Genomic DNA, 24,046 nt, shown 5'->3' on the forward strand with positions numbered 1-24,046 from the left:
CCATGACAGCAGCACAGACCGACCGCTCCGCGTCGACGCCCTCCGTGGCCTCGGCGCATGACAAGATTCTCATCGTCGACTTCGGCAGCCAGGTGACGCAGCTCATTGCGCGTCGCGTGCGCGAGGACGGCGTCTATTGCGAGATCGTCCCGTTCAACAAGGCCGAACAAGCCTTCAACGAGATGAAGCCGAAGGCGGTGATTCTCTCCGGCGGCCCTGAATCGGTGCATGAGGCGGGCTCGCCCCGCGCGCCGCAAGCGATCTTCGATTCCGGCGTGCCCGTGATGGGCATCTGCTACGGCCAGATGGCGATGGCAGAGCAGCTCGGCGGCACTGTCGAGGGTGGCCATCACCGCGAATTCGGCCGCGCCGATGTCGAGGTGAAGGCGCCGAGCAAGCTGTTCGAGGACGTCTGGTTACCAGGCGGCAAGAACCAGGTCTGGATGAGCCATGGCGACCGCATCACCAAGATGCCGCCGGGCTTCTCGGTGGCCGGCACCTCGCCGAACGCGCCGTTCGCCATCATCCAGGACGAGACGCGCAAATATTACGGCCTGATGTTCCACCCGGAAGTGGTGCACACGCCCGACGGCGCCAAACTGATCCGCAATTTCGTTCGCAAGATCGCGGGCCTTTCCGGCGACTGGACCATGCGCGCCTTCCGCGAGGAGGAGATCGCGAAGATCCGCACCCAGGTCGGCAAGGGCAGGGTGCTCTGCGGCCTGTCCGGCGGAGTCGATTCCGCCGTCGCGGCCGTGCTGATCCACGAAGCCATCGGCGAGCAGCTCACCTGCGTGTTCGTCGATCACGGCATGCTGCGCCTTGACGAAGCCAAGACCGTGGTCGACCTGTTCCGCCACCACTACAACATCCCGCTCGTGCACGTGGATGCCTCGAAGCAGTTTTTGGGCGAGCTCGAAGGCGTCACCGACCCGGAAGTGAAGCGCAAGACCATCGGTCGCCTCTTCATCGAGGTGTTCGAGGCGGAGGCCAAGAAGATCGGCGGCGCTGACTTCCTGGCGCAAGGCACGCTCTATCCTGACGTGATCGAGAGCGTCTCCTTCACCGGCGGCCCGTCGGTGACGATCAAGTCGCACCACAATGTCGGCGGTCTCCCCGAGCGCATGAACATGAAGCTGGTCGAGCCCCTGCGCGAGCTGTTCAAGGACGAGGTGCGCAAGCTCGGCCGCGAGCTCGGCCTGCCCGAAATCTTCGTCGGCCGCCACCCGTTCCCGGGCCCCGGTCTCGCCATCCGCTGCCCCGGCGAGATCACCCGCGACAAGCTCGAGATCCTGCGCAAGGCGGACGCGGTCTACATCGACCAGATCAGGAAGCACGGTCTCTACGACGACATCTGGCAGGCCTTTGCCGTGCTGCTTCCTGTGAAGACCGTGGGCGTCATGGGCGACGGCCGCACCTACGACTTCGTCGTCGGCCTGCGCGCCGTCACCTCCACCGACGGCATGACCGCGGACTTCTACCAGTTCGACATGAAGTTCTTGGGCGAGACCGCGACGCGCATCATCAACGAGGTGAAGGGCGTGAACCGGGTGGTGTATGACGTGACCAGCAAGCCGCCTGGGACGATTGAGTGGGAGTAGTTTTTAGAGACCGAGGCATGCTGATGCGCGCCGCGTTGAAAGTGGTGATGGCCGCAATATTTGCCATGCCGGCTGCGGTGGCTCTGGCGAAGTCTCCGGACTGCGCGAGTTGGCCCAATAACATGGCCCTCGTGCACCTCAAGAACGCCGGCCTGATTGATATCCCATCAGTGATCGAGGCGCAGACCAAGGCCGTTCGTCTCGCATCCGAAAAGATCGGCAAAGACCTCTACCAGCAGGTTTACGACATCACGTTTCACACCAAGGATGGCAAGACGATCGAGGTCATCACGAAAAGCCAAGCATCAAGCGAGGAATGCTCGATGAGCGGCGTCGACATCTACGTGGTCTCGAACAAAATCGGCGGGTCGGCGGAGCTGCCATCTGACGGCAGGACTAAAAAGTGATCCGGTTGCATCGAAAGCTCAAGAACCGAAATTGACCTGCAGCGGATGCGTAGGGCGGATTAGCCGCAAATCCGGCCTCTCTCGCCGAGTCGCGCGCAAGATGGCAGATTACGCTTCGCTAATCCGCCCTACGATCTCTGTCACGGCTTCACGAACCGATAGGCGAAGCGATCGGTCTTTCCCTTGATCGCGGGATCGAACACCTTGATCGTGTGCGGATCGTCCTTGTTCGCGAGCAGGGTGCTTTCCGCGTCCAGCACGAAGCCGGCCGCCTCCACCTCCTTGCGAACGGATGCAGGCTCAATCCGATGCAGCGATTGGGCCTCGGTCGTGCCCGCCCCGAGCGCGGCGGCGTGGTCGACGATGACGTAGCACCCGCCGGGCTTCAGCCGCTCGTAGACAGCGCGATTGAAGTCGGCCGCCCTCGCGCCCCGGGCCTGGATCAGCGCGGTGTGGAGATCGTGGTAGAACAGGTGCAGCCACAGCACATCCGCTGCCTGCGTGGCCTGCGGCATCGCCAGGAGGTCCGCCGAGACGGCTTCGACGTTCTCTCGGCCCGGCTCCTTCGCAAGCGTCCGCATGCGGCCGACCGGATCGTTCTTGAAGTGGGCGACTTCAGCCGGCACGAAGCTGTCAACCCGTCCTTCGCTTCCCACGATGTCGGAAAAGAGACGGGTCCAGTCGCCGTCGCCTGGGTAAACGTCGATCACGGTGGCGCCCGCATCGATACGTGCGAACCGGATCAACTCGGACAGCTTGGATTGGTCGTACATCTGGATTTCCTTTAGGCTTGGGCATTCGACACGCGCGCGGCTCGTGCCAGTGCCTGCGTGTCGACGTACTCCCGGATGTTCGTCAGTTTGCCGTTGCGAACGGTGATGGCGAAGACCCAGTCGTCCCTAAACGTCTTGTTCGTGGCTTTGATCTTTCCCTTTGCGAATCCGACGACCAGGACCCGGTCTCCTTGCGCCACGAACTCGCGGGGTTCGGTGGACGTTTCGATCGACTTGGATGCCGTCTCGAGCAAATCCGCCACCCCGTCGTGCCCGCGATGCGTTCCGGCCAGCGGCCAGTCCTCACCGGGGATGATCCACTCGATGTCGTCGGCGATCAGCGCCAGCAGAGTTTCCCTGTCGCCTCGGCCGATCGCGGCGAAGAAGTCCTTCACGGTCTGGATGTTTGTCTCGATACTCATGGGAATTTCTCCATTTCGCTCCGATCGGATCGCGCTCGATCCGATCGCATGCTTCGTGTCCTCGTGTTCATCAGTCGAACTTGACCAAATCCTTGAAGATCAGATGGCCCCAGCTGTTTCCGCGCGCCTGCACAAGCAGCCCGCCTTCCGAAAGCCCGCCGAGCTTGATCGGCGCGAAGCCGAGAGTTTCCGCAAGCGTGCCAATCGCCGCTGCGGCAGCGTCATCGTCGCTCGCCAGGAACGACGACTCTCCTGCCACCATGGACGGCCGGATCCTGGGCAAGGACGGCAGCACCCAAATGGTTGAAGCCCTTGACCAGTCGACCGCCGGTGAAGGCTTGCGCGAGGGCCTTGGACGAAGGTTGTCCCCCCAGTTTCTCAGGCGGCACGCCGTAGGCGTTGGTCACATCGACGATCGTCTTGCCCTGCCAGGTGGGCAGCGCTTTCGCGACATCCTGGTGCGACTCGAAACGGACCGCCAAAAAGACGATCTCCGCCTTGACGGCGTCCGCCAGCTTTTTGGGAATGATCCAGGGTCCGATCACGGCCGCGGCGGATGTAAAGCTTTCCGGGTCGCGCGTGGTTGCAACGGAGACTTCGATGCCGTTGCGGGCAAACGCGCTGGCCAGGGCTTGGCCGATAGGGCCGAAGCCGATGATTGCGTAGCTCATGATGTTTCTCCGAACTTGTGTCGATGGCGCGGTCAGACCTGGGCCATGCCGCCATCGACGGCGAGATCCACGCCGGTGATGTAAGAACTTTCATCGGAGGCGAGGAACGTGACGGCAGCCGCGATTTCCTCCGGCTTGCCCCTGCGACCCATCGGGACCTGTGAAGCAAATTGGCTGGCCGCTTGCTCGGCTTGCTCGCGGGTCAAGCCCGTCGTCGTCTCCAGGGCGGGGGTCTCCGTTGGCCCGGGGCTCATCGTATTGACGCGGATTTTGCGGTCCTTCAGCTCCAGCGTCCAAGCGCGCGAGAAGCTGCGCACCGCCGCCTTGCTCGCGGCGTAGACGCTGAACCCCGGCAGCCCCTTCACGTTCGACACCGAAGAGTTCAGGATGATCGAACCGCCGTCCTTAAAGAGGGGGAGGGCTTTCTGCACCGTAAAGAACAGGCCCTTCACGTTCACATCGAAGGTCTGGTCGAAATGGGCCTTGGTCGCTAGCGCGAGCGGCGCGATTGTCCCCGCGCCTGCGTTCGCGAAGAGAATGTCGATGTGACCATGTTTCTCCTTCACGACGGCATAGAGCCGCTCCAGATCTTCCAGGCGCGACACGTCGCTCACGACCGTCGTCACGTTTCTCTCGATGAAGGCTGCGGCCTCCTTCAGCTCTTTCTCGCGTCGCCCGGTGATCACGACGTGCGCACCTTCGTCCACGAAGCGCTTGGCCGTGGCCAATCCAATGCCGCTGCTGCCGCCGGTGATGACGGCGATCTTGCCTTCTAGTTTTTTCATGATGTTTATCTTTCATTGTGTGTGGGCCAGGCGCGGGACCGCGCCGGGATCAGAGTTGCGCCAGGCCGCCGTCGACGGCGACTTCGCTGGCGGTCATGAAGCTGCTGTCCGAGGAGGCGAGAAAGGCAGCCACCGCCCCGATCTCCGCCGGATCGGCCATGCGCTGCAGCGGAGTCATCGCGGCGAACACCTTCTGTCCCTCTTCGCCCAGCGCTTCCTTCGCGAGTTCGGTCGCGGTCGCTCCGGGCGACAGCACGTTGACCCGGATGCCGCTGCCTTTCAGGTCCTCCGCCCAGGTCCGCGCGAGGTTGCGCACGGCCGCCTTGCTCGCGCTGTAGGCGCTCATGGCCGGGGCGCCCGTGGTGCCGGCGCTCGATCCCGTCAGGATGATCGAACCGCCCCGGCGCATCAGCGGCAGCGCCTTCTGCACCGTGAAAATCGTACCCTTCACATTGGTGTCGAAGGTTTCGTCGATGTGCGCGGCGGTGATCTTGCCGAGCGCAAGCTGACTTCCCGCGCCGGCATTGGCGAAGACGATGTCGAGGGTTCCGCGCTCGGCCTTCACCGCCGCGTAGAGCCGGTCGAGGTCGGCCTCATCCGAGACCGAGCCCTTCACCGCGCGTGCATTAGGCCCGAGGGCGGCGACAGCAGCGTCGAGGGCTTGCTGTCGGCGGCCGAAGATGAAGACGAAAGCGCCATCCTCGATGAAGCGCTTTGCCGCGGCGCGGCCGATGCCGGTCGCGCCACCCGTGATGACTGCAACCTTGCCGTCAAGCTTTCCCATAATGTCTCCTGTCGCGGTGTCGGGGCAGCATCTGCCCCCGAGGACCCCGACATAGGTCCGCCGGCCCTAGGCGTTGAGTGCGGAAGCGCGCACATCGGTGGTGCGAAATCGATCCGGCCGGACGACTAACGCCGACGGCGACGATCGGTGTCCGTCGCTCAGAATGGGCCCTGCTGGCCGGAACCGGCTATGATCACCGCCCATACTGCTGTAGGAGGCATCAGATACGGCTTGAAAGGCGCACCGCGCGGTGCGGGATTGCACCATGATCGACTGGGACGATGTTCGCTATTTTCTAGCCGTCGCGCGGGGAGGCTCGGTGCGGGCGGCCGCCGAGCACCTCGGCGTGAACCACGCGACCGTGCTGCGACGCATCGCCCAGCTCGAGGAACGCCTTGGGGTCCAGATGTTCGAAAAGCTGCCTTCGGGCTACCGGCTGACGGCTGCGGGCGAGGAGGTCCTCGAATTCGCCGACCAGATGGAAGCCTCGTCACACCAGCTGGAGACGCGCGTGTTCGGGCGCGATCAGAGCGTGCGCGGGCGTCTGCGGGTGACGCTGGCGCCGCCGATGGCGACACATTTGCTGATGCCTGATTTCGCCGATTTCGCGCGTCTGCATCCCGATATCGAGATGGATGTCCTGTCGTTCGGCGAACTGGCAAATCTGACCAACCGTGAGGCCGACGTCGCGATCCGCGTCGTCTACGAGCGCAAAACCCTGCCGCAAAATCTTCATGGCATGAAGGGACCGGAGCTGTTCGGCGCCGTCTACATGTCCAGGGATCGACTGGCCGCGTGGCGTGCGGGCGCGCCGGATCCCTTCCGCTGGATCGTCATCAGCATGCACGGCATCCCGGATTGGGCCAGCGCGGGCGAGGTTCGCACCACGGACGTTCCATTCAGGACCAGTGACGCCGGAGCGCAGATCGCTGCTGTCCGGCAAGGGCTGGGGATCACGACACTGCCGTGCTTCGTCGGCGATGCCGACCCGCTGCTGGTGCGGGTGCCGGGGACCGACCTGCACATGTACGGAACGGTCTGGCTCCTCACGCAGGGAGAGACGCGCAAGACCAAGCGCGTGCGGCTGTTCACGGAGTTCGTATCACGCAGGCTCGCCGCGTACGCGCCGCTGCTGGCGGGGCTGTCGGTGGCGCGCGAGTGACGCGGGGCGGGTCGTGGGCGGAAAGCTTGGCCTCGACAGATCAATGCGTTATCGTGCTTCCGAAACAATCGAGTGGGAGTAGGGTTGTGACTGCTATTGATCCAGCATCGCTGGGTGTTGTTTCCTGGAGAGGCAGCGCCGCTTAGGTCATGGGGTTTGGGGTATTCATCCATCGATTGGACTCGATCTACGACGACAGCCCCGCTGAGCAGTACCAATTTCCCAGTCAATATCTTCATCGCGTTGAAGCCTGCATCGGCGATTGGATAGTATATTACGAACCGAGCAAGGTTGCTGAAACGCGCGGTTACTTTGCAATTGCTCGGGTTCAGCAGGTTCTTCCCGATCCCGGTACTTCCGGGATGTATCTCGCTTTAATGGAACCGGGAAGCTATCTCGATTTTGCTCCCATTCAACGGACCGACGGGTCCAGTAGAGCGCGGTGTTCTTAACGAACAGGGGCGGATTTCAGGACGCGCTCAGTCCGCAGTCCGCCCAATCTCTCCCGACGATTTCAATAGAATATGCGAGCTTGGCTTCGCGGAGAACGCGCCGCTGCTGCCGCGGCGCGACGGCGACCTTCCATCGCTCGATCTTAACGACCAGCCGCAGGTGCCATTCGCGGTTGAGCAGCAGCGCGACCGTGTTAGCGTAACGATCTCGAAAGTCCTGCGTGATCGAGTTTTCCGTCGCATCGTGCTGCGTGCCTATGAAGAGCGTTGCGCCGTCACCGGCCTCAAGCTCATCAATGGAATGGGGCGCGCGGAGGTCGCGGCGGCTCACATACGCTCCGTCGAGGCAAACGGGCCGGACATCATCAGCAATGGCGTTGCTCTTTCGGGCACCGCACATTGGATGTTTGATCGTGGTCTCATCAGCTTCGCGGACGATCTGGAGATATTGATCTCGCGCCAGACAAACGATCTGGAGGGAGTGCAATCGATCATCAACAAGACGGGGCGCGCTCTTGCGCCGCGTCGTGCGTCAGATCGGCCACATCCGCACTTCTTAAAGTGGCACCGCGAGCATTGTTTCAAGCAATAAGCAAAACCATACGGCTCATGCGCTCGTACCCGCCCGCCGCTGAGCCGCAATCAGCATCTCCACAAACGCCGTCACTTTGGGCGGACGGAAGCGAGCCGCTGGGTAGACCGTGTGGATGCCGCCGGAGGGCAGTTGCCATTGCGGCAGGATGTGGATGAGGCGGCCCGCCGCGAGATCGTCGGCCACCAGGAAATCCGGCAGCACCGAAAGGCCGCCGCCGGCGAGCACCGCTGCGAGCACCCCCGGCGTCGTGTCGATGGCGATGCTCGCCTGCAGGCGCACGGCGCGTCGGTCGAGATCACCGCGCGAGAACTGCCACAGCAACGGCTCGCGCAGCGCCATGTTGGCGATGAACGGTAGCGTCACCAATTCGTCGGGATCGCGCGCGGCGGCGATCCGATCCGCGAATGCGGGAGCGCCGACCAGACATTGCCGGAACGATCCGATCTTGCGCGCCTGCAGGCTGGAATCGACCAGCCACCCCACACGGATCGCCATGTCGATCTGGCCTGAGGCGAGGTCGACCGTCTGATCTTCGAGCGTCAACTCCACGCGGCAGTGGGGATAGCGTGCCGCGTAGGCCGTGACGACGGCGACGACGACGGCGGTGCCGTAGTCGTTGGGCGCCGTGATCCGCAAGGTGCCGGTCGGCGCGGCGGCTGCCTGAGCGAGCTCGTCGAAGGCATCCTCCGCTTCGCGCAGGATCATGACGCAGCGCGCATGAAACATGCGGCCCGCCTCGGTCGGATGAACCCGGCGCGTCGTGCGCACGAGCAGGCTGGTGCCGAGATCGCGCTCCAGCTGCGCCACCTGCTGGCTCACCACGGCCTTGGTGATGCCGAGCCGTTCGGAGGCCCGCGTGAACGATCCGCTGTCCACGACGGCTGCGAAATAGGCCAGTCGGTTCAGGTTCATGGGTTCTGCCCGGTCAGATTTATTGTCAGTCAATACAATACATTATGTCTGTTTTGTTGATATTTATCTACCAATGTGCGCGTGCCACATTGCGGTTCAAGGAGATCGCCATGTCCGCGCCCATTCAAATCACCTACCTGTTCGATCCGCTCTGCGGCTGGTGCTACGGCGCCGCCACGCTGCTCGAACAGCTCGTGACCCGTCCGGATTTCGCTGTCGAACTTGCGCCGACAGGTCTGTTCGCCGGCGAGGGCGCCCGTCCGATGGACGACGGCTTTGCCGCTTATGCCTGGAGCAACGACCAGCGGATTTCGCGCTTGAGCGGCCAGCCCTTCAGCGAAGCCTATCGCCGCGATGTGCTGGGCGACCGTACGCGCCTGTTCGATTCCGGTCCGGCGACACTGGCGCTCACGGCTGTCGCGCTCACGGCGCCTGATCGGGAGTTCGCGGCGCTGAAGGCCTTCCAGCTCGTCCGCTATGTCGAGGGCCGCGACAGCACGGACATCTCCGTTCTGTCGGATGTGCTGCGCGCGATGAATTTGCCGGAGGTTGCCGCGCGCCTGGCGAGCCCCGACGCCGCGTTGATCGCCGCGTATCGCGCACGCCTCGAGGCCGCGCGTGCCGAGATGCGCCGGTTCGGCGTCAGCGGCGTCCCGGCCCTGATCGTAGGGGCCGGCGATGACCGCCGCCTCGTGCAGGCAAGCGCCCTGTTCGGCGGCCTGAACGTCCTGATCGACGGACTGAAGGCGGCCTGAGCGCAGCGGTCAACACGACCCGACGATCAGTGTGAATTTCCCAATCGCAGACTAGCACCAGGAGACCAACATGCCGACAAGGAGAACCATCATGAAAACCACTCTCGCCGCGGGCGCCGCCGCCGTCTTCGCACCCGCAGGCCTCGGCCATGCCGCGGGCGGGCTCGCCTGGAAGCATTTTCCGGCCGGACAGAACGGCTTCTTCCGGGCGCCCGTTCTGGTGTCCGGACCAAGCGAAGCCGTGCTGATCGATGGCGGCTTCACGCTGTCCGATGGCAAGGCTGTCGCCGACGCCATCAAGGCCACCGGCAAGAAGCTCACCACCATCTATATCAGCCAGTCGGACCCGGATTATTATTTCAGCCTCGGCGCGATCAAGGCTGTCTTCCCCGAGGCCCGCGTGCTCGCGTCGCCAGCGACATTGGCGGCCATTCACGCCAGCGTCGAAAAGAAGCTTGCCGTCTGGGGCCCGCAGCTCAAGGCGAACGGCCCGCAGGTGCTGGCCGATGTGGTCATCCCCGAAGCGTTCGACGGCAAGACGCTCAGCGTCGACGGCGAGACCATCGAGATCGTCAGCGCCGACGGCCTGGCCAACCGGCGCTATCTGTTCGTACCCTCGCTCAACGCGGTGTTCGGCGGCGTCCTGATCTTCTCCGGCGTCCATGTCTGGACCGCCGACACGCCGACCAGGGAGCAGCGTGCCGCCTGGATCGCCAATCTCGAAAAGATCGCGGCGCGCAAGCCGGCGATCGTCGTGCCCGGCCATTTGTCGGCGGATGCGAAGACCGACCTGTCCGGTGTCGAGCACACCATCGCCTACCTCAAGGCGTTCGACGAAGAGTTGGCCAAAACCAAGGATTCGGCGGCGCTCAAGGCGGCGATGGAAGCGCGCTTCCCCGGCCTCGGCATGGGCGTTGCGCTCGACATCGGCGCCAAGGTCGCCACCGGCGAGATGAAGTGGGGTTGAGATGGGGGCGAACCTCGACCTGATCCGCGCCACCTATGAGGGATCATCGTCGGAAGAGAACGGCCGCAACTTGCTGGCCGCTCTCGCTCCCGATGCCGCATGGACCGAAGCGGAAGGGTTTCCATACGCGGGCACCTATGTCGGGGCGGACGCGATCATATCAGGCGTGTTCCGGCGTCTCGCCACCGAATGGACCGGCTACCGCGCCGACGTTCACACCTATCTCGAAGACGGCGACCGCGTCGCCGCCTTCGGCGTCTACTCCGGGACCTACAAGGCGACGGGCAAGTCCATGCGCGCCAATTTCGCGCATCTCTATCTGGTGAAGGACGGCAAGATCGCCAGCATGACCCAATATGTCGACACCGCGATGGTGCAAAAGGCATTGGAGCCTGCCGGCCGGTAACAGCCGCATCACGTCGGAATGCAGGAGGGGGTGCCCGCGACATGCGGGCTCCCCTTTTTCGTTCCGGCGTCTGCTAGATCTTGATGGAATTGTGCCTGGCCGAGGAAGTCCACCGCGCGCCAGAACGTGGTCATGGATATGACCGCCGGCCCCGTCTATACCGAGGTCCCACGACAGGCCAGAGCGGCGATCGTATGCTCGCAGTCATGGTGTTGAAGATATGCCTGCCGACGACCTTGGATTTTTGACGTGAGGAGCCATGGCGGTTTCGGAAGACAACAAATCTCTCGCCCGCTATCTGAGAGATGTTACGCAGAGTTCACCGACGGTTACGAAATATTGGGATGACGCCCACGTCAGTGATCACGCCGCTTGCATCGCGCGGGCCGCCACGCACGGCCCCCGCTTGCGTGCGGACCACGCGTTGCAGCCCGGCTGCTGTCGTACTCGTGAAACCATGCATAGCTTCGACCGATATTAATCCTGGCACGAAACGACAAGGAGGAGCGCCATGGAGATCGACGTCGTCAGGGTATTAGGGCTGGTTACGCGTTCGGTGAGGAATTTCGAGAAGGACGGGAAGGCAGCCAGTGCGGTGACACTGACGCGGCTTTACGAGACCAGCGTCGACGATCTCTGGGACGCAGTGACCAGCGAGCAACGCATTCCGCGCTGGTTCTTGCCGGTCGAGGGAGATCTCCGGCTCGGCGGAAAATACCAGCTCAAGGGGAATGCAGGCGGGACCATCACGGCATGTACGCCGCCGACCCATTTTGCGGCGACCTGGGAATTCGGCGGCGCGATGAGCTGGATCGACGTCAAGCTGACGGCAGAACGAAGCCAGGCGCGGCTGACGCTCGAGCACACCGCGATGATCGAGGATCATTGGAATCAGTTCGGTCCAGGGGCAGTCGGGATCGGCTGGGATCTCGCCATTGCCGGGCTGGAGCGATATGTTGCGACCGGGGCATCGGTCGACCATGAGACGGCCGAGGCATGGATGGGCTCTCCCGCGGGCAAGGAATTCATGACGAGCAGCGGCGAGTATTGGCGCGCAGCGCATGTCGCAAGCGGCGTGGATCCTGCGTCCGCGAAACAGCGGTCGGACCGTACCATCGCTTTCTATCGCGGCGAGACGCCGCCCGACGTGGCGCATCCGGGCACAGGAAGCTGATGCAAATCTTCGAGGTCCTTGCCGACCCCGTCCGCCGTCGCATCCTCGAGCTGCTTGCGCCCGGCGAGATGGCGTCCGGCGAGGTCGTCGAAGTGATCGGAGCGGAGTTCGGGATCACGCAGGCCGCCGTGTCGCAGCACCTCAAGGTGCTGCGCGAGAGCGGCTTCGCGACGGTTCGGGCGGAGGCGCAAAGACGGCTCTATTCGGTCGATGCTGCGGGCCTCCAAGCGGTGGATGCATGGATCGGTCAGTTCCGCAATTTCTGGGAGCCGAAGCTGGATGCGCTGGCGACGGAAATCGCGCGCGGCAAACGCGAGCGTCGTAACGCGCCAATGAGCAAGCGGAGCGGGAAGCGGGCGTGAAGGCATCGCGGCCACGCCTCATGGAGACGTTTCCGTTCTTTGCCCGGCGGGGGATGGGCTTAAGCGGCGGCATCTCGGTGTCGCCCGGGCTGGCGGCCCATCTGAGGCCGTACTGCAGGTTCGCGGCCTGCGCGGCGGCGACAAGCTGTACAAAGCCCCAGACGATTGCGGCGGGCAGCATCGATAGCTCGAAGCTCATCGCCATTGGCTGTCCCCCAATCTGCAAGAAATCAGCGCGATCCCGGGTGCCATCCGGGAGTTTGGGAATCTCATATCCGCGCGAGCAGAACAGCACGACGGACGGTTTGAACGTGCTGGCATCGTCCAGCGTGCCGACATAGATGCCGATTAAGTCCGGCTTCTCGTCCGGCTTGTTGTAGATGGGCGAGCCGCAGTTCGGACAGAACCCTTTGCGCTTGACCGCGCCGCTGACGGCAGTGCGCTCGATTTCGCGCACCTCGCCTGTCACCGCGACTGCGCTGCGCGCGAACACGAAGATGGAGCTGTGGCCGCTGCCGGTATCGCGCTGACAGTCGCTGCACTGGCATTGGAAGCCGCGGATCGGCGCGGACGCAATGGTGTAACAAACCGCGCCGCAGGCACAACGACCTGAATATGTCATTCGTCTCCCTCCCAACGGGCCGGCGCGATTTCACACAAGCCGGATATTTGCCGGCCCGCTCACTCGCGCGACATCTTCTCGAACCTCTTCACCAGCCGCTCCCGCTTCAGCCGCGACAGGCGCTGGATCCAGAACATGCCGTCGAGCTGGTCGATCTCGTGCTGGTGGCAGACAGCACGCAAGGCTTCCGACTCCTCTTTGTGCATGCTGCCGTCGAGATCCCGATAGCTGATCCGCACGCGGGCGTGGCGCTGGACCTCGTCGTTGACGCCGGGCATCGAGACGCTGCCTTCGCGATGCAGGATCATCTCGGGTGAGGCCCATTCGATCTCCGGATTGACATAGGTCTGTGCACCGTCCCTGGCGTCGAGCTCGAGCACGACGACGCGCAAGGGCACGCCGAAATGCGGCGCCGTGATGCCGATGCCGGGCGCGGCGCGCATGGTCTCGAGCAGATCATTTGCAAGCTCGCGGAGCGCATCGTCGAACGCGGTGACGGGGTGAGCCGGCATCGCGAGCCGGCGGTCGGGATAGCGGACGATCGGGCGAATGGTCATGCAAGCTCCTAGCACTCACGGATGGTTGAAGCATCCCGTTCTTGACGCCCTACCAACTGGAAGGTAGCTAGGGACCATGACCCACGTTTCCTCGACAGCCGACGACATCCTGGCCTGCGCGCGCAGCTTGATCATCGCGGGCGGCTACAATGGTTTCAGCTACGCCGACGTGGCCGAGGTGGTCGGTATCCGCAAGCCGAGCATCCACCATCATTTCGCCAGCAAGGTCGATCTGGTCCGCACCCTCGTGTCGCGCTACCGCGCCGAAGCCGAGGCGGGACTGTCCGCGCTCGAGCGCAATGTCCCTGATCCGCGCGACCAGCTCGAAAACTATGTCGCGTACTGGAAGGCGTGCATCAATGATGCGACAGCGCCGTTCTGTGTGTGCGCGCTGCTGGCCAGCGAGCTTCCGATCCTGCCGGAGGAGGTTGCGCTCGAAGTCCGTGCGCACTTCCGCTCCTTGGCTTCCTGGCTGACGGCCGTCATGGAGCGTGGCAAGCGGAAAGGGCAACTCAAACTCTCCGGCACAGCCCGCGTCGAGGCCGAAGGATTCATGGCGACCATTCACGGCGCCATGCTGTCGGCGCGTGCCTATGGCGATCCAAAGATGTTCGGTGTGATTACCACCCCGCTGCTGGACCGGCTGTCCAACAAGCACTGAGAGACATCGGCGAGACGATGACGATAGCCAGCAAGTGGGCTGGATCGAAGACGGTTTCGTTGTGTAAGAAAACTACCAACTAGTAGGTATAGGAGAGACTGCGATGGCGCGATATCAATTGAATCCGGTTCATTGCGACCGCGAGCGATGGCTGAAGCAATATTACTTCGTGCGAGCGGCGTTCTCGGTTGCCTGGGTCGCTGCTGCGTTTGCCGCCGGGGCTTCTTCTCCAGTGATCGCCGGCGCCTTGCTCGTCCTCTATCCCGCATGGGACGCCGCTGCCAACTTCGCGGACGCGGTTCGCAGCGGCGAACTCGCTCAAAGCCGCCCGCAGGCTCTGAACGTTGTGGTCAGCCTGGCGACCACCGTCGCGGTGCTTGTGACCTTGCAGATGAGCATGAACCGGGTGCTCGGAATCTTCGGGGCATGGGCGGTCCTGTCGGGATTGCTCCAACTCGGAACGGCCATCCAGCGCTGGCGGAGTTTTGGCGCGCAATGGGCCATGGTGCTCAGCGGGGGCCAGTCGGCTCTCGCAGGCGGCTTCTTCATCTTTCAGGCCACGATGCCCGCGATTCCCTCGATCGCGAATGTCGCGGGCTATGCTGCAGTCGGTGCGCTCTACTTCCTGGTCTCGGCGGTCTGGCTCACGGTCGGCGAGTGGCGGCGTAGCGCGGCTGTTTGAAGCCTTGCCATTCAAGCCTTGTCGCGGACGCTCACCCGTCCGGATAGGGCGTGCCGTCCTTGTGCACGAATCGGCCGTCGGAGTTGGCGCTCATCATGTCGATGTCGGAGCAAATCGTGAGATCGTCGGGCGAGCGAGAGCCGACTTCGAGATAGAGGGCGATGGCGCTCGAACGGTTGATCAAGTGATGGCCGTTGCCGCTGTTTTTCGCGAAGGCGGCGCAGTCACCGGCGCGGAGCACGATCTCGCATTTGTCCTCGATCAGCGTCACTTCGCCTTCGAGGACATAGACGAATTCGTCCTCATGCGAGTGCCAATGCCGCTGGCTCGACCAGTTGCCGGGCGGCAAGCGCATCAGGTTGACGCCGAAATCGGACAAGCCTCCGGCATTGCCGAGCCGCTGCCGGACCCGATCGGCGCAAGGTGCATCGAAGGGCGCGGGGTAGCCGGCGCCCTTGCGGGCGGGTACGGCAGCGATGTCGATTTTCGGCATAAGCATTTCCCTGCAGTTCTCTAGCGTTGCGTGGCCTGGCACATCGCGGAGCGCCAGGCGCGTCGTCGAACCCGGTCACGGATTTCGCCGCATCCGCACGGCCAGTTCCGCACGGCAAGGCCGGATGGCGCGCGAGAAGGCGGACGATCGCGTTCGCGACGGGACGAATTCAATAGCGGCGGGATGATGCCATCATGCAGGTGTTTTGCCCGACGAGTCAAACGGCGGGTCTTCCTTCGCACTGCAAAGAGCTGCGCTGTAAGTCCTTGATCCCAAAGCGCCCGGCTACTGTGCATGGGGTTGTTTTCGCATTTTTTGTTTGGCAGGTCACAAAAGCGTGCCGCAAAAACTTGCGTCGGCCTGTCGGCCCACCATGTTCCCATTCGTCTTCCACCCAGACAGATCTGACGGGAGACCAAAATGAACGCTTCCTCCTATCGCTGGGTGATCGTCGCCGCGGGCGGCTTGCTCGGGTGCGTCGCCATCGGCGGCATGTTTTCGCTGCCGGTGTTCCTGCAGCCGATCGCAAAGGATACCGGCTGGTCCGTAACCGGCATCTCCAGCGCGATGACGATCGGCTTTCTGGCGATGGCCTTCACCAGCATGGCCTGGGGCACGTTGACGGACCGGTTCGGGCCGCGGCCGGTGGTGCTGACGGGATCGACGGTGCTGACCGTGAGCCTGTTCGCGGCGAGCCACGCCACCTCGCTGCTGGCGTTTCAATTCGTCTTCGGGCTTCTGGTCGGGGCTTCCTGTGCGGCGATCTTCGCGCCGATGATGGCGACCGTGACCGGCTGGTTCGACACCCATCGCAGCCTCGCGGTCTCGCTGGTGTCGGCCGGCATGGGCATGGCGCCGATGACGATGGCGCCGCTCGCGGCCTGGCTCGTCTCCGGCCATGACTGGCGCACCTCGATGCAGATCGTGGCGCTGGTGGTCGGCGCCATCATGATTCCGGTGTCGTTCCTGGTGCGCCGCCCGCCGGCGCTCGCGCACGCCTTGGCCGCGCCTGCGGGCGAGGGGGCCGTGCAAGGTGAGATGTCGATGGGAGAGGCGCTGCGCTCGCCGCAATTCCTGATCCTGCTCGCGACCAATTTCTTCTGCTGCGCCACGCATTCCGGTCCGATCATTCACACCGTCTCCTATGCCGTGAGCTGCGGCATCCCGCTGGTCGCGGCGGTGACGATCTACAGTATCGAAGGCTTTGCCGGCCTCGGCGGACGCATCGCCTTCGGCCTGATGGGTGACCGCTTCGGCGCCAAGCGCGTGCTCGTCTCGGGCCTGCTGTTGCAGGCCTTCGGCGCACTCGCCTATGTCTTCGCGCATCAGCTCGCGACGTTCTACGCCGTCGGGGCCGTCTTCGGCTTCATCTATGCCGGCACCATGCCGCTCTACGCGGTGCTGATCCGCGAAAATTTCCCGCTCAAGATGATGGGCACCGTGATCGGCGGCACCGCCATGGCCGGCAGTCTCGGCATGGCCACGGGCCCGCTCGCCGGCGGCCTGATCTACGATGCGTTCTCGAGCTACGCCTGGCTCTATATCGCCTCCTGGGCGATGGGCCTCGGCGCCTTCCTGATGGCGATGAATTTCAAGCCGTTCCCGAAGCCGCGAGCGGAGTTGGCGCCGGCGGCGGCGTAAGCAAGTTCATCGAGGCGCAGCACTAGAGCTGCGCCTCGATCGCGGGCTTGTCGATGATGGACCACACTTGCCGTATTTTTCCGTCGCGAAATCGATAGAACACGTTTTCGCAGAAGGACACGCGCCTGCCGTTCACATCCAGCCCCAGAAACGTTCCAGCCGGTGTGCAATCGAACTTCAGCCGGGCGGCGATGTGGGGCGGATCGCAGACCAGCAGCTCGATGTTGAAATGCAGATCCGGAATTGTGCGAAAATCCTGCTCCAGCATGGCACGATAGCCGGACAGTCCGAATGGTCGCGCATTGTGGGCGACATCATCGTGGACGAACTGTCCGAGCGCGGGCCAATCCTGCCGGTTCAGGCAGGCGATGTAATTGCGGTAGATGTCGGCGAGGTCGGACCTGGTCATGGCGTGCTCCTGCGGCTTCGGCCATAACGCAGCAACAGGGCAATCGGCGCAGGCGCTCACAGACGTTTTTCGAAGAACAGGTCCGGGTAGGGATCGTCATTGAAGCGGGGGATCTCGCTCCAGCCGCTTCGTCGGTAGAGCTGGCTGGCCTCCGCCAGGGCGCTGTTGGTGTCGAGCCGCAATAGCTTGATGCCGAGCCCGCGCGCAGCATCCTCGGTCATGTCCATCAGACGCCGGCCAAGCCGCAATCCGCGCGCCGCCGGTGCGACCCACAGCCGCTTGATCTCGGCATAGCCGTGATCGGTGCCCTTGAGCCCGACGCAGCCGACCGGTAGCGTGTCCGACATCGCGACGATGAACGTGCCGCGCGGGCGGCGCATATCCTTGGCGTCAGGATCGCGCGACAGCGAGACGTCAAACCCCTGCTTGAAGCGGCGGCCGAGCTCGCCATAATATTCGCCGAGGCAATAACGGGCCTGTTCGCTCCGCGGATCCATCTCGTCCAGCGTGACCCGCTCGCGCGTCAACGCGGAAGCAATCAAATCCATCGCCGCCAGCAGCGCCTCGCGTTGCGAATGCTGGGCGAGGAAGCCCTTGGCCTGCGTATTCGACAGCGCCTCGTAGGCCGCGAACTCGCGCCGGCCCGCAGGTGTCAACGTCGCGACGCGGCGGCGCGCATCGTCCTCATGCGCATTGGTCTCGACCAGCCCTTCGTCCTCGAGGCTGCGCAGGAGGCGGCTCATCAGGCCGGAATCGAGGCCGAGATAGTCGCGAATCTCGGCCACGTCCGAACGTCCATGCCCGATCGCGTTGAGCACGCGCGCCGCCCCCAGTGGCCGCCCGCGTCCCAGGAATGACGTGTCGAGCGCGCCGACAGCGGACGTGACGGCACGATTGAAGCGGCGGACGCGGGAAACAGGGTCGAGCATGATATATCTGACTTTAGTCAGACATATCATCGAAGTCAATCAGTGCACGTTTTCGCTTCACCAGCGAACTGCGCTTCAATCCAGGCCCAGGACCTTGCGGGATTTCCGCGTGAGTTTCGCCGCGATCAGCGCGTGCGCCTGCGCCAGATAGGCCGCGAGCTCGGCGTCCGGCAGCGCGTTGTTGCCGACGAGCTGCACCCATTTGGCGCGCGCCAGATACGGCGCCGGCCGCGCAAGCCCGTGCTCGATCAGCAGCGCATAGGCCATGTTCGAGACCTTGAACATGTAGCCGCCGGAGCGCGCGGCAAAGCCGCCGCCGAGTGCGAACATCTTGCCGCCGACCTTGAACACGGAGGTGCCCTCCCACTGCACCACCTTGGTGACGGCGGGCAGGCGCAGGCAGCGGGTTTCGAAAGTTTTGGGAGTCATGGCCCGAGCGATAGCACAGCGCACGCGGCTTGCAACGCCGCAACGATGGAGCGCCTCTGCGTGCCGCACGCGTCCGGGATACGAGAGGAACGACTCCACTTGTATCGTGCCGTCCGATCCCCCACACTCCACATCACTCAATCAGTCACAGGAATAAGGTCATGGCTCGCATTCGCTGTATCACCGAGATGGGGATGGGCGTCGACGTTCACGGCAGGGACGCCACCAAGGCGGCGAAGCGTGCCGTTTCTGATGCCATCAGGCATTCGAGCCTCGGCTTCTTCCGGATGATCGACAAGACTGCGAACGACATGTTCGTCGACGTCACGATCGCGGTGCCGAATCCCGAAGCCGTCGACAAGGACGCGGTCGCGAAGGAGCTGCCTTACGGCACCGTCACCGTCAACGCGGTGAAGGGCGGGCTGGAGATTCCCTCGGCTGCGGAGCAGGGTAACGACCCCATCCTCATCGCCAATGCCGCCGTCATCGTCAGCTTCGATAAGGACTAGGCCGGTGTCCGACGGTGACGTGACCCTACTGGATCGCCCGATCTGGAGCGCGCTGACGACCAGCCACAAACATCTGGCCGAGGGTGGCCCGGGAGCGCTGCGCTATCCGGTGGACGTGACGCCTTTTGCCGACATAGTCGACATGTCCGAGACGAGCTTTGCCGAGCTCGGCAATCTCCTGTCGGGCTCGCAGGTCGCCGCGCTGTTCACACCCGAGGCCGTCGACGTTCCCGCCGGTTTCAAGGTCGTGCTGGCCGGACCCTGCGAGCAGATGATCGGCTCCCCGGCCGATAGCCCGCTTCGCGATGCCGAGATCGTCCGGCTGGGTGCAGCCGACGTTCCCGCCATGATGGCATTGACGGAGCTGACGAAGCCCGGTCCATTCGCGCGGCGCACGCACGAACTCGGGACGTTTCTCGGCATCCGCGCCGGCCGCGAATTGGTCGCGATGGCCGGCGAGCGCATGAAGCCGGGCAATTTCGTCGAGATGACGGCCGTCTGCGTCCACCCTGATCATCGGGGGCGGGGCTACGCGCAGGCGCTGCTGGCGGCGGTCGCGCGGCAGATCGAGGCGCGCAGCGAAATTCCGTTCCTGCACGTGTTCTCGAGCAACTCGTCGGCCATCGCGCTGTACCAGCGGCAGGGGATGCGGACTCGGCGCCGCCTGCACGTGACTGCGTTCATGAAGCAGAGATGAGCCGCGCCGTCCGGTCAGGCTTCATATCTGGCGAATTCACGCTATATCGATCCCATCCATCATTGGGGAAACACATGGACGCCAGAACACCTGATTTTTCCGCCACACGGACAGCAATGCAGCGTTACGTCGATCAGGAGATCATTCCGGGTGCATCCTGGGCGGTGCTGCGGGGCCGCGAGGTCGTCGATCAGCAATGCGTCGGTTTCGCCGATCGCGAGACCAGCACCGCGCTGCGGCCCGATCACATTTTTCGCGCCTTCTCCAATACCAAGATCTTCGTCACCTGCGCGATCATGCTGCTGGTCGAGGAAGGCCGCATCGGGCTCGATGACGTTGTCGAGAAATTCCTGCCGCAACTCGGCAATCGCAAGGTTCTGAAGCCGGGCGCGTTGAGCCTTGCCGACGTCGAACCGGCGAAGAGCCCGATCACGATCCGGCAGCTTCTGACCCATACCTCCGGCCTCAGCTACGGCATCTTCGATCCCGGCACGGTGCTGTTCAAAGGCTATAACGAGGCGCGCGTTCTCAATCCGTTGACGCCGCTGACCGACATGATCGACCAGCTCGCCGATCTGCCGCTGTCCTTTCATCCCGGCGCGTCCTGGGAATATTCGGTTGCGACCGACGTGCTCGGGCGTGTCGTGGAGGTCGTCTCCGGCAAGCCGCTCGACGCCGTGCTCAAGGCGCGCATTTTCGAGCCGCTCGGCATGACCGACACCGGCTTCCACGTGCCGGACGCGCAGCAGGGCAGGCTGGTCGCGCTCTACAACGGCACGGATGTCCTCGATCCCATGAAGCCCGGCCTCACCCGGGCCGACGACCTGCCTTATCCGCAGGCTTATCGGCGGCAATTCCCGCGGCTGTCGGGCGGCGGCGGACTGGTCTCGACCTTGCCCGACATGCTCGCTTTGATACGGGCGCTGCTCCCCGGCTCGGATGCTCTGCTGAAGCCGGAGACGCTGCGGCAGATGATGACGAACCAGTTGCCCGCCGGCGAGAACATCCGCTTCGCCAATCTCGGCCCGATCCCCGGCAAGGGCTTTGGCCTCGGCGGCGCGGTCACCTTCGCGCCGATGCCGTTCGATCCCCCGAATTCGACCGGCGAATTCCAGTGGGGCGGCCTTGCCGGCACCCATTGGTGGATCTGCCCGCAGGCAAATACCGCCGGTGTGCTGATGACGCAACGCTACATGGGCTTCTGGAATCCGTTCTTCTTCGAGTTCAAGCGTCTGGCCTATCAGGCCGTCGGAGGCTGATCGCGAAAAAAATTGCAGGTTGCCGCGAATCCTTTCCGGTCGTCGCGCCCTCTCTTGACGGTCGAGGCATTTTGCTTCGGCTCATCTCGGAGAATGTGATGGCATTTTACAGAAAGAACATCGGCGGCCTGCATCAGGCCGTGCGGATCGCCTTTGGCGTCGCGGTGGCGGTCGCGGCGGTCGTGTATCTCACCGGCGCTGCGGCGTGGCTGGTTGCACTTGGCGGTGCCGGCTTCGCGCTGACCGGCCTCGTCGGCTATTGTCCGATGTGTGCGATGGCCGGCATCGGAAGGGGAGGCATGTCGTGAGCGCCGCTGTGATCTCGCCGGACCTGTTCGAGGCCGCCGCGCCTCGGCGATCCCCAGGCGATCGCGTCTCTGCTCGAGACGGCGCAACCGAACATCCGCCGCTACGCCCGCGCCACCTGTCGCAGCTCGGCGGACGCCGAGGATGCGACGCAGGAGGCGCTGTGGATCCTGTTTCGCCGTGTCGGCACGATCCGCTCGTGGCTGGCGGTTTCGGCTTGGCTGTTCAGTGTGGTCCGCCGCGAATGCTTGCGACTTGCCCGCAAGGAGGCCTCGCGCCGGCGATCGACGACGGAGAGGCGGAGGCGCTGCTGCTGTCGCGTTCTGAGGCCGATTTGCGGATCGACATCGCGGCGGCCTTCGAGGCGCTGCCGCCGCACTACCGCGACGTCGCGCTGATGCGCGACGTCAAGGAAATGACCATCGATGAGATCGCCGTCGCGCTCGGCGCGACCCGGCAGACCGTGAAGGCACGTCTGCATCGCGCCCGCGCCCTGATGCGCGAATATCTGACGAGATGAGCCATGACCGATTATCAAAGCCGTGACGACCTGAAATCTATCCCGGCGTTCGTGGCGCTCGCGCCGGTCGAGGCCAACGCGTTCCTTGCGTTCAACCACGCGGTCGAGCGCAAGGACGGATTGGTTCCGCCAAAATATCGCGAGCTGATCTCGCTCGCGGTCGCGCTCACCACGCAATGCGCCTATTGCCTCGACGTGCACACGCCGCAGGCGGCGAAGGCCGGCGCGCGCGAAGAAATCGCGGAAGCCGCGTTGATTGCGGCCGCGGTTCGCGCCGGCGGCACGCTCGGCCACGCGTTGCTGGCGCAGCGCCTGCTCGAGCGACATCGGGGCGAGGAACTGGGATAGAGGAGCGGGCGGATGTCCCGCAGAGATCAGGAACTTGCCAAACTATCTCGGCCTCGACGGATTTCGCTTCGGCTGGGTCGTCGCCTGGATCGACCAGCGCGGCGATCACGGCTTTGATTATTCGCCGGGTCTTGAGCGGCTGCTCGCGCTGCCGCATGCCCGGGCGATGATCGACATGCCGATCGGATTGAAATGGAGTGGTTATCGCATCTGCGATTTGCGCGCACGCGAGCTGGTCGGTCCCGCCGTGTTTCTCGGCGCCCGCCGCGATCTCTGGACGTTCGCCGATATGGCGGCAGCCAATCGCCACTACTGGGAGCGCGAACGCAAGGGCAGGGGCGTATCGGCGCAGCTCTGGAACATCAGGGACAAGATCAGGGACGTCGACGCGATCATGACGCCGGCGCGGCAGACGACCATCGGCGAAGCCCATCCGCAATTGATTTTTTGGAATTTGGCTGGGCGGGTACGGCTTGCAAAGAAGACATCGGCGGAGGGCCGCGGGCAGCGCATCGCACTCCTGCAGCAGCACGGCTTCGGGCGCTTGCCGACATGGCTGACGCAACGACATGGCACCGGCATCGGCCGTGACGATCTGATCGACGCCTGTGCCTGCGCGATCGCGGCACGCGACAGCACGCAGCGATTCGGCGGGGAGGAGCCCGATCCGCGAGGCTTGCGGATGGAGATCAATTATTGAGGTCGTCGGGGTGCGAGGGTCCGGGAAAAAGCTGCAATTTATTTGAAGCTTGCAGGAACAGACGCCGGCTGGCCCGCGTTCCTCGTGCGAACCGAACACGGAGAAGCTCGTCCGATGAGGGATGTCAGTCAGTTCGCGACCGCGATGCTTGCGCTCGTCTTCACCGGAGCACTGCTCGTCACCGGCCAGCTCTTCATCGAGCAACGCGCACAGCGCGATGTGATGCACGCCACCAACCATTTGCTGCGGCCGTTGTGACCTGTACGGGAAAATGACCTGACTACTCGACCTTGCGTCGTTCGTCCGCTCGCCTAGACTAGGCGGCATCTCATGAACGAAGCCGGGGTCCTGATGTCCGATCTGTCCGCCTTTCCCATCACCAAGCGCTGGCCGGCCAAGCACCCGGAGCTGCTCCAGCTTTATTCGCTACCGACGCCGAACGGCGTCAAGGTCTCGATCATGCTGGAAGAGATCGGGCTTCCCTACGAAGTCCATCTCGTCGATTTCGGCAAGGATGACCAGAAGACGCCGGAATTCCTCTCGCTCAATCCGAACGGCAAGATCCCGGCGATCCTCGATCCCGATGGTCGCGGCGGCAGGCCGCTGCCGCTGTTCGAGTCCGGAGCGATCCTGCAATACCTCGCGGAGAAGACCGGCAAGCTGCTGCCGCCGGACGCCGCGCGCCGTTATCAGACCATCCAGTGGCTGCATTTCCAGATGGGCGGCATCGGGCCGATGTTCGGCCAGGTCGGCTTTTTCCACAAATTCGCCGGCAAGGACTTCGAGGACAAGCGGCCGCTCGAGCGCTACGTGGGCGAAGCCAAGCGGCTGCTCGGGGTGATGGAGATGCATCTTGCCGGCCGGCAATGGTTCATGGACGACGATTACACCATCGCGGACATCTCCATGCTCGGCTGGGTGCGCAACCTCATCGGGTTCTACGGCGCCCGCGATCTCGTCGAGTTCAGCCAGTTCAAATCCGTCGCCGCCTGGCTCGACCGCGGGCTGGCGCGTCCGGCGGTCGAGCGCGGGCTGAACATTCCGAAGCGGCCGTGA

At 63.9% G+C, this 24,046-nt stretch carries 29 protein-coding genes and 4 pseudogenes; 21 read left to right on the forward strand and 12 right to left on the reverse strand.

The genetic code is table 11. From position 1 onward, the window contains the following. The first annotated feature begins 2 nt into the window (after positions 1 to 2). Positions 3 to 1,601: a glutamine-hydrolyzing GMP synthase gene (guaA, locus tag IVB19_RS15370; RefSeq protein WP_018459190.1), complete on the forward strand. Its 1,599-nt coding sequence runs from the start codon at positions 3 to 5 to the stop codon at positions 1,599 to 1,601. Between the two features lie 17 nt (positions 1,602 to 1,618). Continuing rightward, the gene (locus IVB19_RS15375; RefSeq protein WP_018459189.1) at positions 1,619 to 2,008 is read left to right on the forward strand and encodes a hypothetical protein; all 390 of its coding nucleotides are present in this window, start codon (positions 1,619 to 1,621) and stop codon (positions 2,006 to 2,008) included. Positions 2,009 to 2,148: 140 nt separating this feature from the next. On the opposite strand, the gene IVB19_RS15380 is transcribed toward IVB19_RS15375, so the two are convergent. The 5 genes and pseudogenes from IVB19_RS15380 to IVB19_RS15400 form a co-directional block, all read right to left on the reverse strand. Further along, complete coding sequence (locus IVB19_RS15380; RefSeq protein WP_018459188.1) at positions 2,149 to 2,781, reverse strand: class I SAM-dependent methyltransferase; 633 nt, start codon at positions 2,779 to 2,781, stop codon at positions 2,149 to 2,151. An 11-nt stretch (positions 2,782 to 2,792) separates the two neighbouring features. Next, on the reverse strand, positions 2,793 to 3,203 hold the full coding sequence (locus IVB19_RS15385; RefSeq protein WP_018459187.1) for a nuclear transport factor 2 family protein: 411 nt from the start codon (positions 3,201 to 3,203) through the stop codon (positions 2,793 to 2,795). Positions 3,204 to 3,273: 70 nt separating this feature from the next. After that, a pseudogene (locus IVB19_RS15390) lies at positions 3,274 to 3,874 on the reverse strand (NADPH-dependent F420 reductase). Between the two features lie 32 nt (positions 3,875 to 3,906). Then, positions 3,907 to 4,659: an SDR family NAD(P)-dependent oxidoreductase gene (locus IVB19_RS15395; protein ID WP_018459186.1), complete on the reverse strand. Its 753-nt coding sequence runs from the start codon at positions 4,657 to 4,659 to the stop codon at positions 3,907 to 3,909. Between the two features lie 49 nt (positions 4,660 to 4,708). Then, the gene (locus tag IVB19_RS15400; RefSeq protein WP_018459185.1) at positions 4,709 to 5,443 is read right to left on the reverse strand and encodes an SDR family NAD(P)-dependent oxidoreductase; all 735 of its coding nucleotides are present in this window, start codon (positions 5,441 to 5,443) and stop codon (positions 4,709 to 4,711) included. Positions 5,444 to 5,708: 265 nt separating this feature from the next. Here IVB19_RS15400 and IVB19_RS15405 point away from each other — a divergent pair, with 265 nt between their 5' ends. Both IVB19_RS15405 and IVB19_RS15410 read left to right on the forward strand, forming a co-directional pair. Then, a complete protein-coding gene (locus IVB19_RS15405; RefSeq protein WP_018459184.1) occupies positions 5,709 to 6,605 on the forward strand; it encodes a LysR family transcriptional regulator in 897 nt (298 codons plus the stop codon). Between the two features lie 149 nt (positions 6,606 to 6,754). After that, positions 6,755 to 7,649, forward strand: a pseudogene (locus IVB19_RS15410) (HNH endonuclease). A gap of 15 nt (positions 7,650 to 7,664) precedes the next feature. On the opposite strand, the gene IVB19_RS15415 reads toward IVB19_RS15410, so the two are convergent. Beyond that, positions 7,665 to 8,564, reverse strand: a complete 900-nt coding sequence (locus IVB19_RS15415; RefSeq protein WP_018459181.1) for a LysR family transcriptional regulator — start codon at positions 8,562 to 8,564, stop codon at positions 7,665 to 7,667. Between the two features lie 110 nt (positions 8,565 to 8,674). On the opposite strand from IVB19_RS15415, the gene IVB19_RS15420 reads away from it, so the two are divergent. From IVB19_RS15420 to IVB19_RS15440, 5 genes are all read left to right on the forward strand, one after another. After that, positions 8,675 to 9,319, forward strand: a complete 645-nt coding sequence (locus IVB19_RS15420; protein WP_039800702.1) for a DsbA family protein — start codon at positions 8,675 to 8,677, stop codon at positions 9,317 to 9,319. Between the two features lie 70 nt (positions 9,320 to 9,389). Beyond that, positions 9,390 to 10,286, forward strand: a complete 897-nt coding sequence (locus IVB19_RS15425) for an MBL fold metallo-hydrolase (RefSeq protein ID WP_026233752.1) — start codon at positions 9,390 to 9,392, stop codon at positions 10,284 to 10,286. Position 10,287: 1 nt separating this feature from the next. Continuing rightward, positions 10,288 to 10,692: a nuclear transport factor 2 family protein gene (locus IVB19_RS15430; protein ID WP_085352867.1), complete on the forward strand. Its 405-nt coding sequence runs from the start codon at positions 10,288 to 10,290 to the stop codon at positions 10,690 to 10,692. Positions 10,693 to 11,203: 511 nt separating this feature from the next. Next, a complete protein-coding gene (locus IVB19_RS15435; protein WP_018459177.1) occupies positions 11,204 to 11,866 on the forward strand; it encodes an SRPBCC family protein in 663 nt (220 codons plus the stop codon). Then, positions 11,866 to 12,228, forward strand: coding sequence for an ArsR/SmtB family transcription factor (locus IVB19_RS15440; RefSeq protein WP_018459176.1), 363 nt, complete (start codon positions 11,866 to 11,868; stop codon positions 12,226 to 12,228). Before IVB19_RS15435 ends, IVB19_RS15440 begins: the two co-directional genes overlap by 1 nt. A gap of 340 nt (positions 12,229 to 12,568) precedes the next feature. Here the strand turns inward: IVB19_RS15440 and IVB19_RS15445 are convergent. Together IVB19_RS15445 and IVB19_RS15450 are read right to left on the reverse strand one after the other, a co-directional pair. Further along, a pseudogene (locus tag IVB19_RS15445) lies at positions 12,569 to 12,850 on the reverse strand (GFA family protein); the annotation flags it as partial. A 59-nt stretch (positions 12,851 to 12,909) separates the two neighbouring features. Continuing rightward, positions 12,910 to 13,407, reverse strand: coding sequence for a peptide deformylase (locus tag IVB19_RS15450; protein ID WP_018459174.1), 498 nt, complete (start codon positions 13,405 to 13,407; stop codon positions 12,910 to 12,912). Between the two features lie 76 nt (positions 13,408 to 13,483). On the opposite strand from IVB19_RS15450, the gene IVB19_RS15455 reads away from it, so the two are divergent. Next, entirely contained in the window at positions 13,484 to 14,068 is a 585-nt protein-coding gene (locus tag IVB19_RS15455) for a TetR/AcrR family transcriptional regulator (RefSeq protein WP_085352877.1), read from the forward strand. Positions 14,069 to 14,171: 103 nt separating this feature from the next. Further along, positions 14,172 to 14,750, forward strand: coding sequence for a DUF308 domain-containing protein (locus IVB19_RS15460; RefSeq protein ID WP_247821567.1), 579 nt, complete (start codon positions 14,172 to 14,174; stop codon positions 14,748 to 14,750). Positions 14,751 to 14,781: 31 nt separating this feature from the next. Here the strand turns inward: IVB19_RS15460 and IVB19_RS15465 are convergent, their stop codons facing one another. Further along, positions 14,782 to 15,243 carry a cupin domain-containing protein gene (locus tag IVB19_RS15465; protein WP_018459171.1) on the reverse strand — a complete coding sequence of 154 codons (462 nt, stop codon included), beginning with the start codon at positions 15,241 to 15,243 and terminating at the stop codon, positions 14,782 to 14,784. A gap of 420 nt (positions 15,244 to 15,663) precedes the next feature. Between IVB19_RS15465 and IVB19_RS15470 the strand changes: the two genes are divergently transcribed. Further along, positions 15,664 to 16,884, forward strand: a complete 1,221-nt coding sequence (locus IVB19_RS15470) for an MFS transporter (RefSeq protein ID WP_018459170.1) — start codon at positions 15,664 to 15,666, stop codon at positions 16,882 to 16,884. 22 nt (positions 16,885 to 16,906) lie between these two features. Here the strand turns inward: IVB19_RS15470 and IVB19_RS15475 are convergent, their stop codons facing one another. The 3 genes from IVB19_RS15475 to IVB19_RS15485 all read right to left on the reverse strand — a co-directional run bounded on the left by IVB19_RS15475 (position 16,907) and on the right by IVB19_RS15485 (position 18,651). Continuing rightward, positions 16,907 to 17,293, reverse strand: coding sequence for an ester cyclase (locus IVB19_RS15475; RefSeq protein ID WP_026233750.1), 387 nt, complete (start codon positions 17,291 to 17,293; stop codon positions 16,907 to 16,909). Between the two features lie 56 nt (positions 17,294 to 17,349). Continuing rightward, the gene (locus IVB19_RS15480) at positions 17,350 to 18,222 is read right to left on the reverse strand and encodes a bifunctional helix-turn-helix transcriptional regulator/GNAT family N-acetyltransferase (RefSeq protein ID WP_018459168.1); all 873 of its coding nucleotides are present in this window, start codon (positions 18,220 to 18,222) and stop codon (positions 17,350 to 17,352) included. A gap of 75 nt (positions 18,223 to 18,297) precedes the next feature. Further along, positions 18,298 to 18,651: an MmcQ/YjbR family DNA-binding protein gene (locus IVB19_RS15485; protein ID WP_018459167.1), complete on the reverse strand. Its 354-nt coding sequence runs from the start codon at positions 18,649 to 18,651 to the stop codon at positions 18,298 to 18,300. A gap of 161 nt (positions 18,652 to 18,812) precedes the next feature. On the opposite strand from IVB19_RS15485, the gene IVB19_RS15490 reads away from it, so the two are divergent. The 9 genes and pseudogenes from IVB19_RS15490 (at position 18,813) to IVB19_RS15535 (ending at position 24,046) form a co-directional block, all read left to right on the forward strand. Beyond that, positions 18,813 to 19,160 (forward strand): Lin0512 family protein, encoded by a 348-nt coding sequence (locus IVB19_RS15490; protein WP_026233749.1) that lies wholly within the window; start codon positions 18,813 to 18,815, stop codon positions 19,158 to 19,160. A gap of 4 nt (positions 19,161 to 19,164) precedes the next feature. Further along, a complete protein-coding gene (locus IVB19_RS15495; RefSeq protein ID WP_018459165.1) occupies positions 19,165 to 19,857 on the forward strand; it encodes a GNAT family N-acetyltransferase in 693 nt (230 codons plus the stop codon). Positions 19,858 to 19,931: 74 nt separating this feature from the next. Further along, complete coding sequence (locus IVB19_RS15500; protein WP_026233748.1) at positions 19,932 to 21,116, forward strand: serine hydrolase domain-containing protein; 1,185 nt, start codon at positions 19,932 to 19,934, stop codon at positions 21,114 to 21,116. A gap of 98 nt (positions 21,117 to 21,214) precedes the next feature. After that, on the forward strand, positions 21,215 to 21,424 hold the full coding sequence (locus IVB19_RS15505; protein ID WP_026233747.1) for a YgaP family membrane protein: 210 nt from the start codon (positions 21,215 to 21,217) through the stop codon (positions 21,422 to 21,424). Continuing rightward, positions 21,421 to 21,942: pseudogene (locus tag IVB19_RS40425) on the forward strand (RNA polymerase sigma factor). The gene IVB19_RS15505 and the pseudogene IVB19_RS40425 overlap by 4 nt, the downstream one beginning before the upstream one ends. A gap of 3 nt (positions 21,943 to 21,945) precedes the next feature. Further along, the gene (locus IVB19_RS15520; protein WP_018459162.1) at positions 21,946 to 22,290 is read left to right on the forward strand and encodes an alkylhydroperoxidase AhpD-related protein; all 345 of its coding nucleotides are present in this window, start codon (positions 21,946 to 21,948) and stop codon (positions 22,288 to 22,290) included. 34 nt (positions 22,291 to 22,324) lie between these two features. Next, positions 22,325 to 22,990, forward strand: a complete 666-nt coding sequence (locus tag IVB19_RS15525; protein ID WP_018459161.1) for a DUF429 domain-containing protein — start codon at positions 22,325 to 22,327, stop codon at positions 22,988 to 22,990. A 114-nt stretch (positions 22,991 to 23,104) separates the two neighbouring features. Beyond that, positions 23,105 to 23,248 (forward strand): hypothetical protein, encoded by a 144-nt coding sequence (locus IVB19_RS15530; RefSeq protein ID WP_162847292.1) that lies wholly within the window; start codon positions 23,105 to 23,107, stop codon positions 23,246 to 23,248. A gap of 93 nt (positions 23,249 to 23,341) precedes the next feature. After that, the gene (locus IVB19_RS15535) at positions 23,342 to 24,046 is read left to right on the forward strand and encodes a glutathione S-transferase family protein (protein ID WP_026233746.1); all 705 of its coding nucleotides are present in this window, start codon (positions 23,342 to 23,344) and stop codon (positions 24,044 to 24,046) included.

The organism is Bradyrhizobium sp. 187 (assembly GCF_023101005.1).
In the GTDB taxonomy this organism is placed as follows: Bacteria; Pseudomonadota; Alphaproteobacteria; order Rhizobiales; family Xanthobacteraceae; genus Bradyrhizobium; species Bradyrhizobium canariense_D.

Coding starts and splice junctions, on each gene's coding strand:
- IVB19_RS15395 (WP_018459186.1), bottom strand. CDS start 4,659: ATGAAAAAACTAGAAGGCAAGATCGCCGTCATCACCGGCGGCAGCAGC.
- IVB19_RS15455 (WP_085352877.1), top strand. CDS start 13,484: ATGACCCACGTTTCCTCGACAGCCGACGACATCCTGGCCTGCGCGCGC.
- IVB19_RS15470 (WP_018459170.1), top strand. CDS start 15,664: ATGAACGCTTCCTCCTATCGCTGGGTGATCGTCGCCGCGGGCGGCTTG.
- IVB19_RS15520 (WP_018459162.1), top strand. CDS start 21,946: ATGACCGATTATCAAAGCCGTGACGACCTGAAATCTATCCCGGCGTTC.
- IVB19_RS15380 (WP_018459188.1), bottom strand. CDS start 2,781: ATGTACGACCAATCCAAGCTGTCCGAGTTGATCCGGTTCGCACGTATC.
- IVB19_RS15500 (WP_026233748.1), top strand. CDS start 19,932: ATGGACGCCAGAACACCTGATTTTTCCGCCACACGGACAGCAATGCAG.
- IVB19_RS15465 (WP_018459171.1), bottom strand. CDS start 15,243: ATGCCGAAAATCGACATCGCTGCCGTACCCGCCCGCAAGGGCGCCGGC.
- IVB19_RS15475 (WP_026233750.1), bottom strand. CDS start 17,293: ATGACCAGGTCCGACCTCGCCGACATCTACCGCAATTACATCGCCTGC.
- IVB19_RS15385 (WP_018459187.1), bottom strand. CDS start 3,203: ATGAGTATCGAGACAAACATCCAGACCGTGAAGGACTTCTTCGCCGCG.
- IVB19_RS15405 (WP_018459184.1), top strand. CDS start 5,709: ATGATCGACTGGGACGATGTTCGCTATTTTCTAGCCGTCGCGCGGGGA.
- IVB19_RS15460 (WP_247821567.1), top strand. CDS start 14,172: ATGGCGCGATATCAATTGAATCCGGTTCATTGCGACCGCGAGCGATGG.
- IVB19_RS15420 (WP_039800702.1), top strand. CDS start 8,675: ATGTCCGCGCCCATTCAAATCACCTACCTGTTCGATCCGCTCTGCGGC.
- guaA (WP_018459190.1), top strand. CDS start 3: ATGACAGCAGCACAGACCGACCGCTCCGCGTCGACGCCCTCCGTGGCC.
- IVB19_RS15450 (WP_018459174.1), bottom strand. CDS start 13,407: ATGACCATTCGCCCGATCGTCCGCTATCCCGACCGCCGGCTCGCGATG.
- IVB19_RS15430 (WP_085352867.1), top strand. CDS start 10,288: ATGGGGGCGAACCTCGACCTGATCCGCGCCACCTATGAGGGATCATCG.
- IVB19_RS15400 (WP_018459185.1), bottom strand. CDS start 5,443: ATGGGAAAGCTTGACGGCAAGGTTGCAGTCATCACGGGTGGCGCGACC.
- IVB19_RS15535 (WP_026233746.1), top strand. CDS start 23,342: ATGTCCGATCTGTCCGCCTTTCCCATCACCAAGCGCTGGCCGGCCAAG.
- IVB19_RS15530 (WP_162847292.1), top strand. CDS start 23,105: ATGAGGGATGTCAGTCAGTTCGCGACCGCGATGCTTGCGCTCGTCTTC.
- IVB19_RS15505 (WP_026233747.1), top strand. CDS start 21,215: ATGGCATTTTACAGAAAGAACATCGGCGGCCTGCATCAGGCCGTGCGG.
- IVB19_RS15425 (WP_026233752.1), top strand. CDS start 9,390: ATGCCGACAAGGAGAACCATCATGAAAACCACTCTCGCCGCGGGCGCC.
- IVB19_RS15485 (WP_018459167.1), bottom strand. CDS start 18,651: ATGACTCCCAAAACTTTCGAAACCCGCTGCCTGCGCCTGCCCGCCGTC.
- IVB19_RS15375 (WP_018459189.1), top strand. CDS start 1,619: ATGCTGATGCGCGCCGCGTTGAAAGTGGTGATGGCCGCAATATTTGCC.
- IVB19_RS15490 (WP_026233749.1), top strand. CDS start 18,813: ATGGCTCGCATTCGCTGTATCACCGAGATGGGGATGGGCGTCGACGTT.
- IVB19_RS15480 (WP_018459168.1), bottom strand. CDS start 18,222: ATGCTCGACCCTGTTTCCCGCGTCCGCCGCTTCAATCGTGCCGTCACG.
- IVB19_RS15435 (WP_018459177.1), top strand. CDS start 11,204: ATGGAGATCGACGTCGTCAGGGTATTAGGGCTGGTTACGCGTTCGGTG.
- IVB19_RS15415 (WP_018459181.1), bottom strand. CDS start 8,564: ATGAACCTGAACCGACTGGCCTATTTCGCAGCCGTCGTGGACAGCGGA.
- IVB19_RS15440 (WP_018459176.1), top strand. CDS start 11,866: ATGCAAATCTTCGAGGTCCTTGCCGACCCCGTCCGCCGTCGCATCCTC.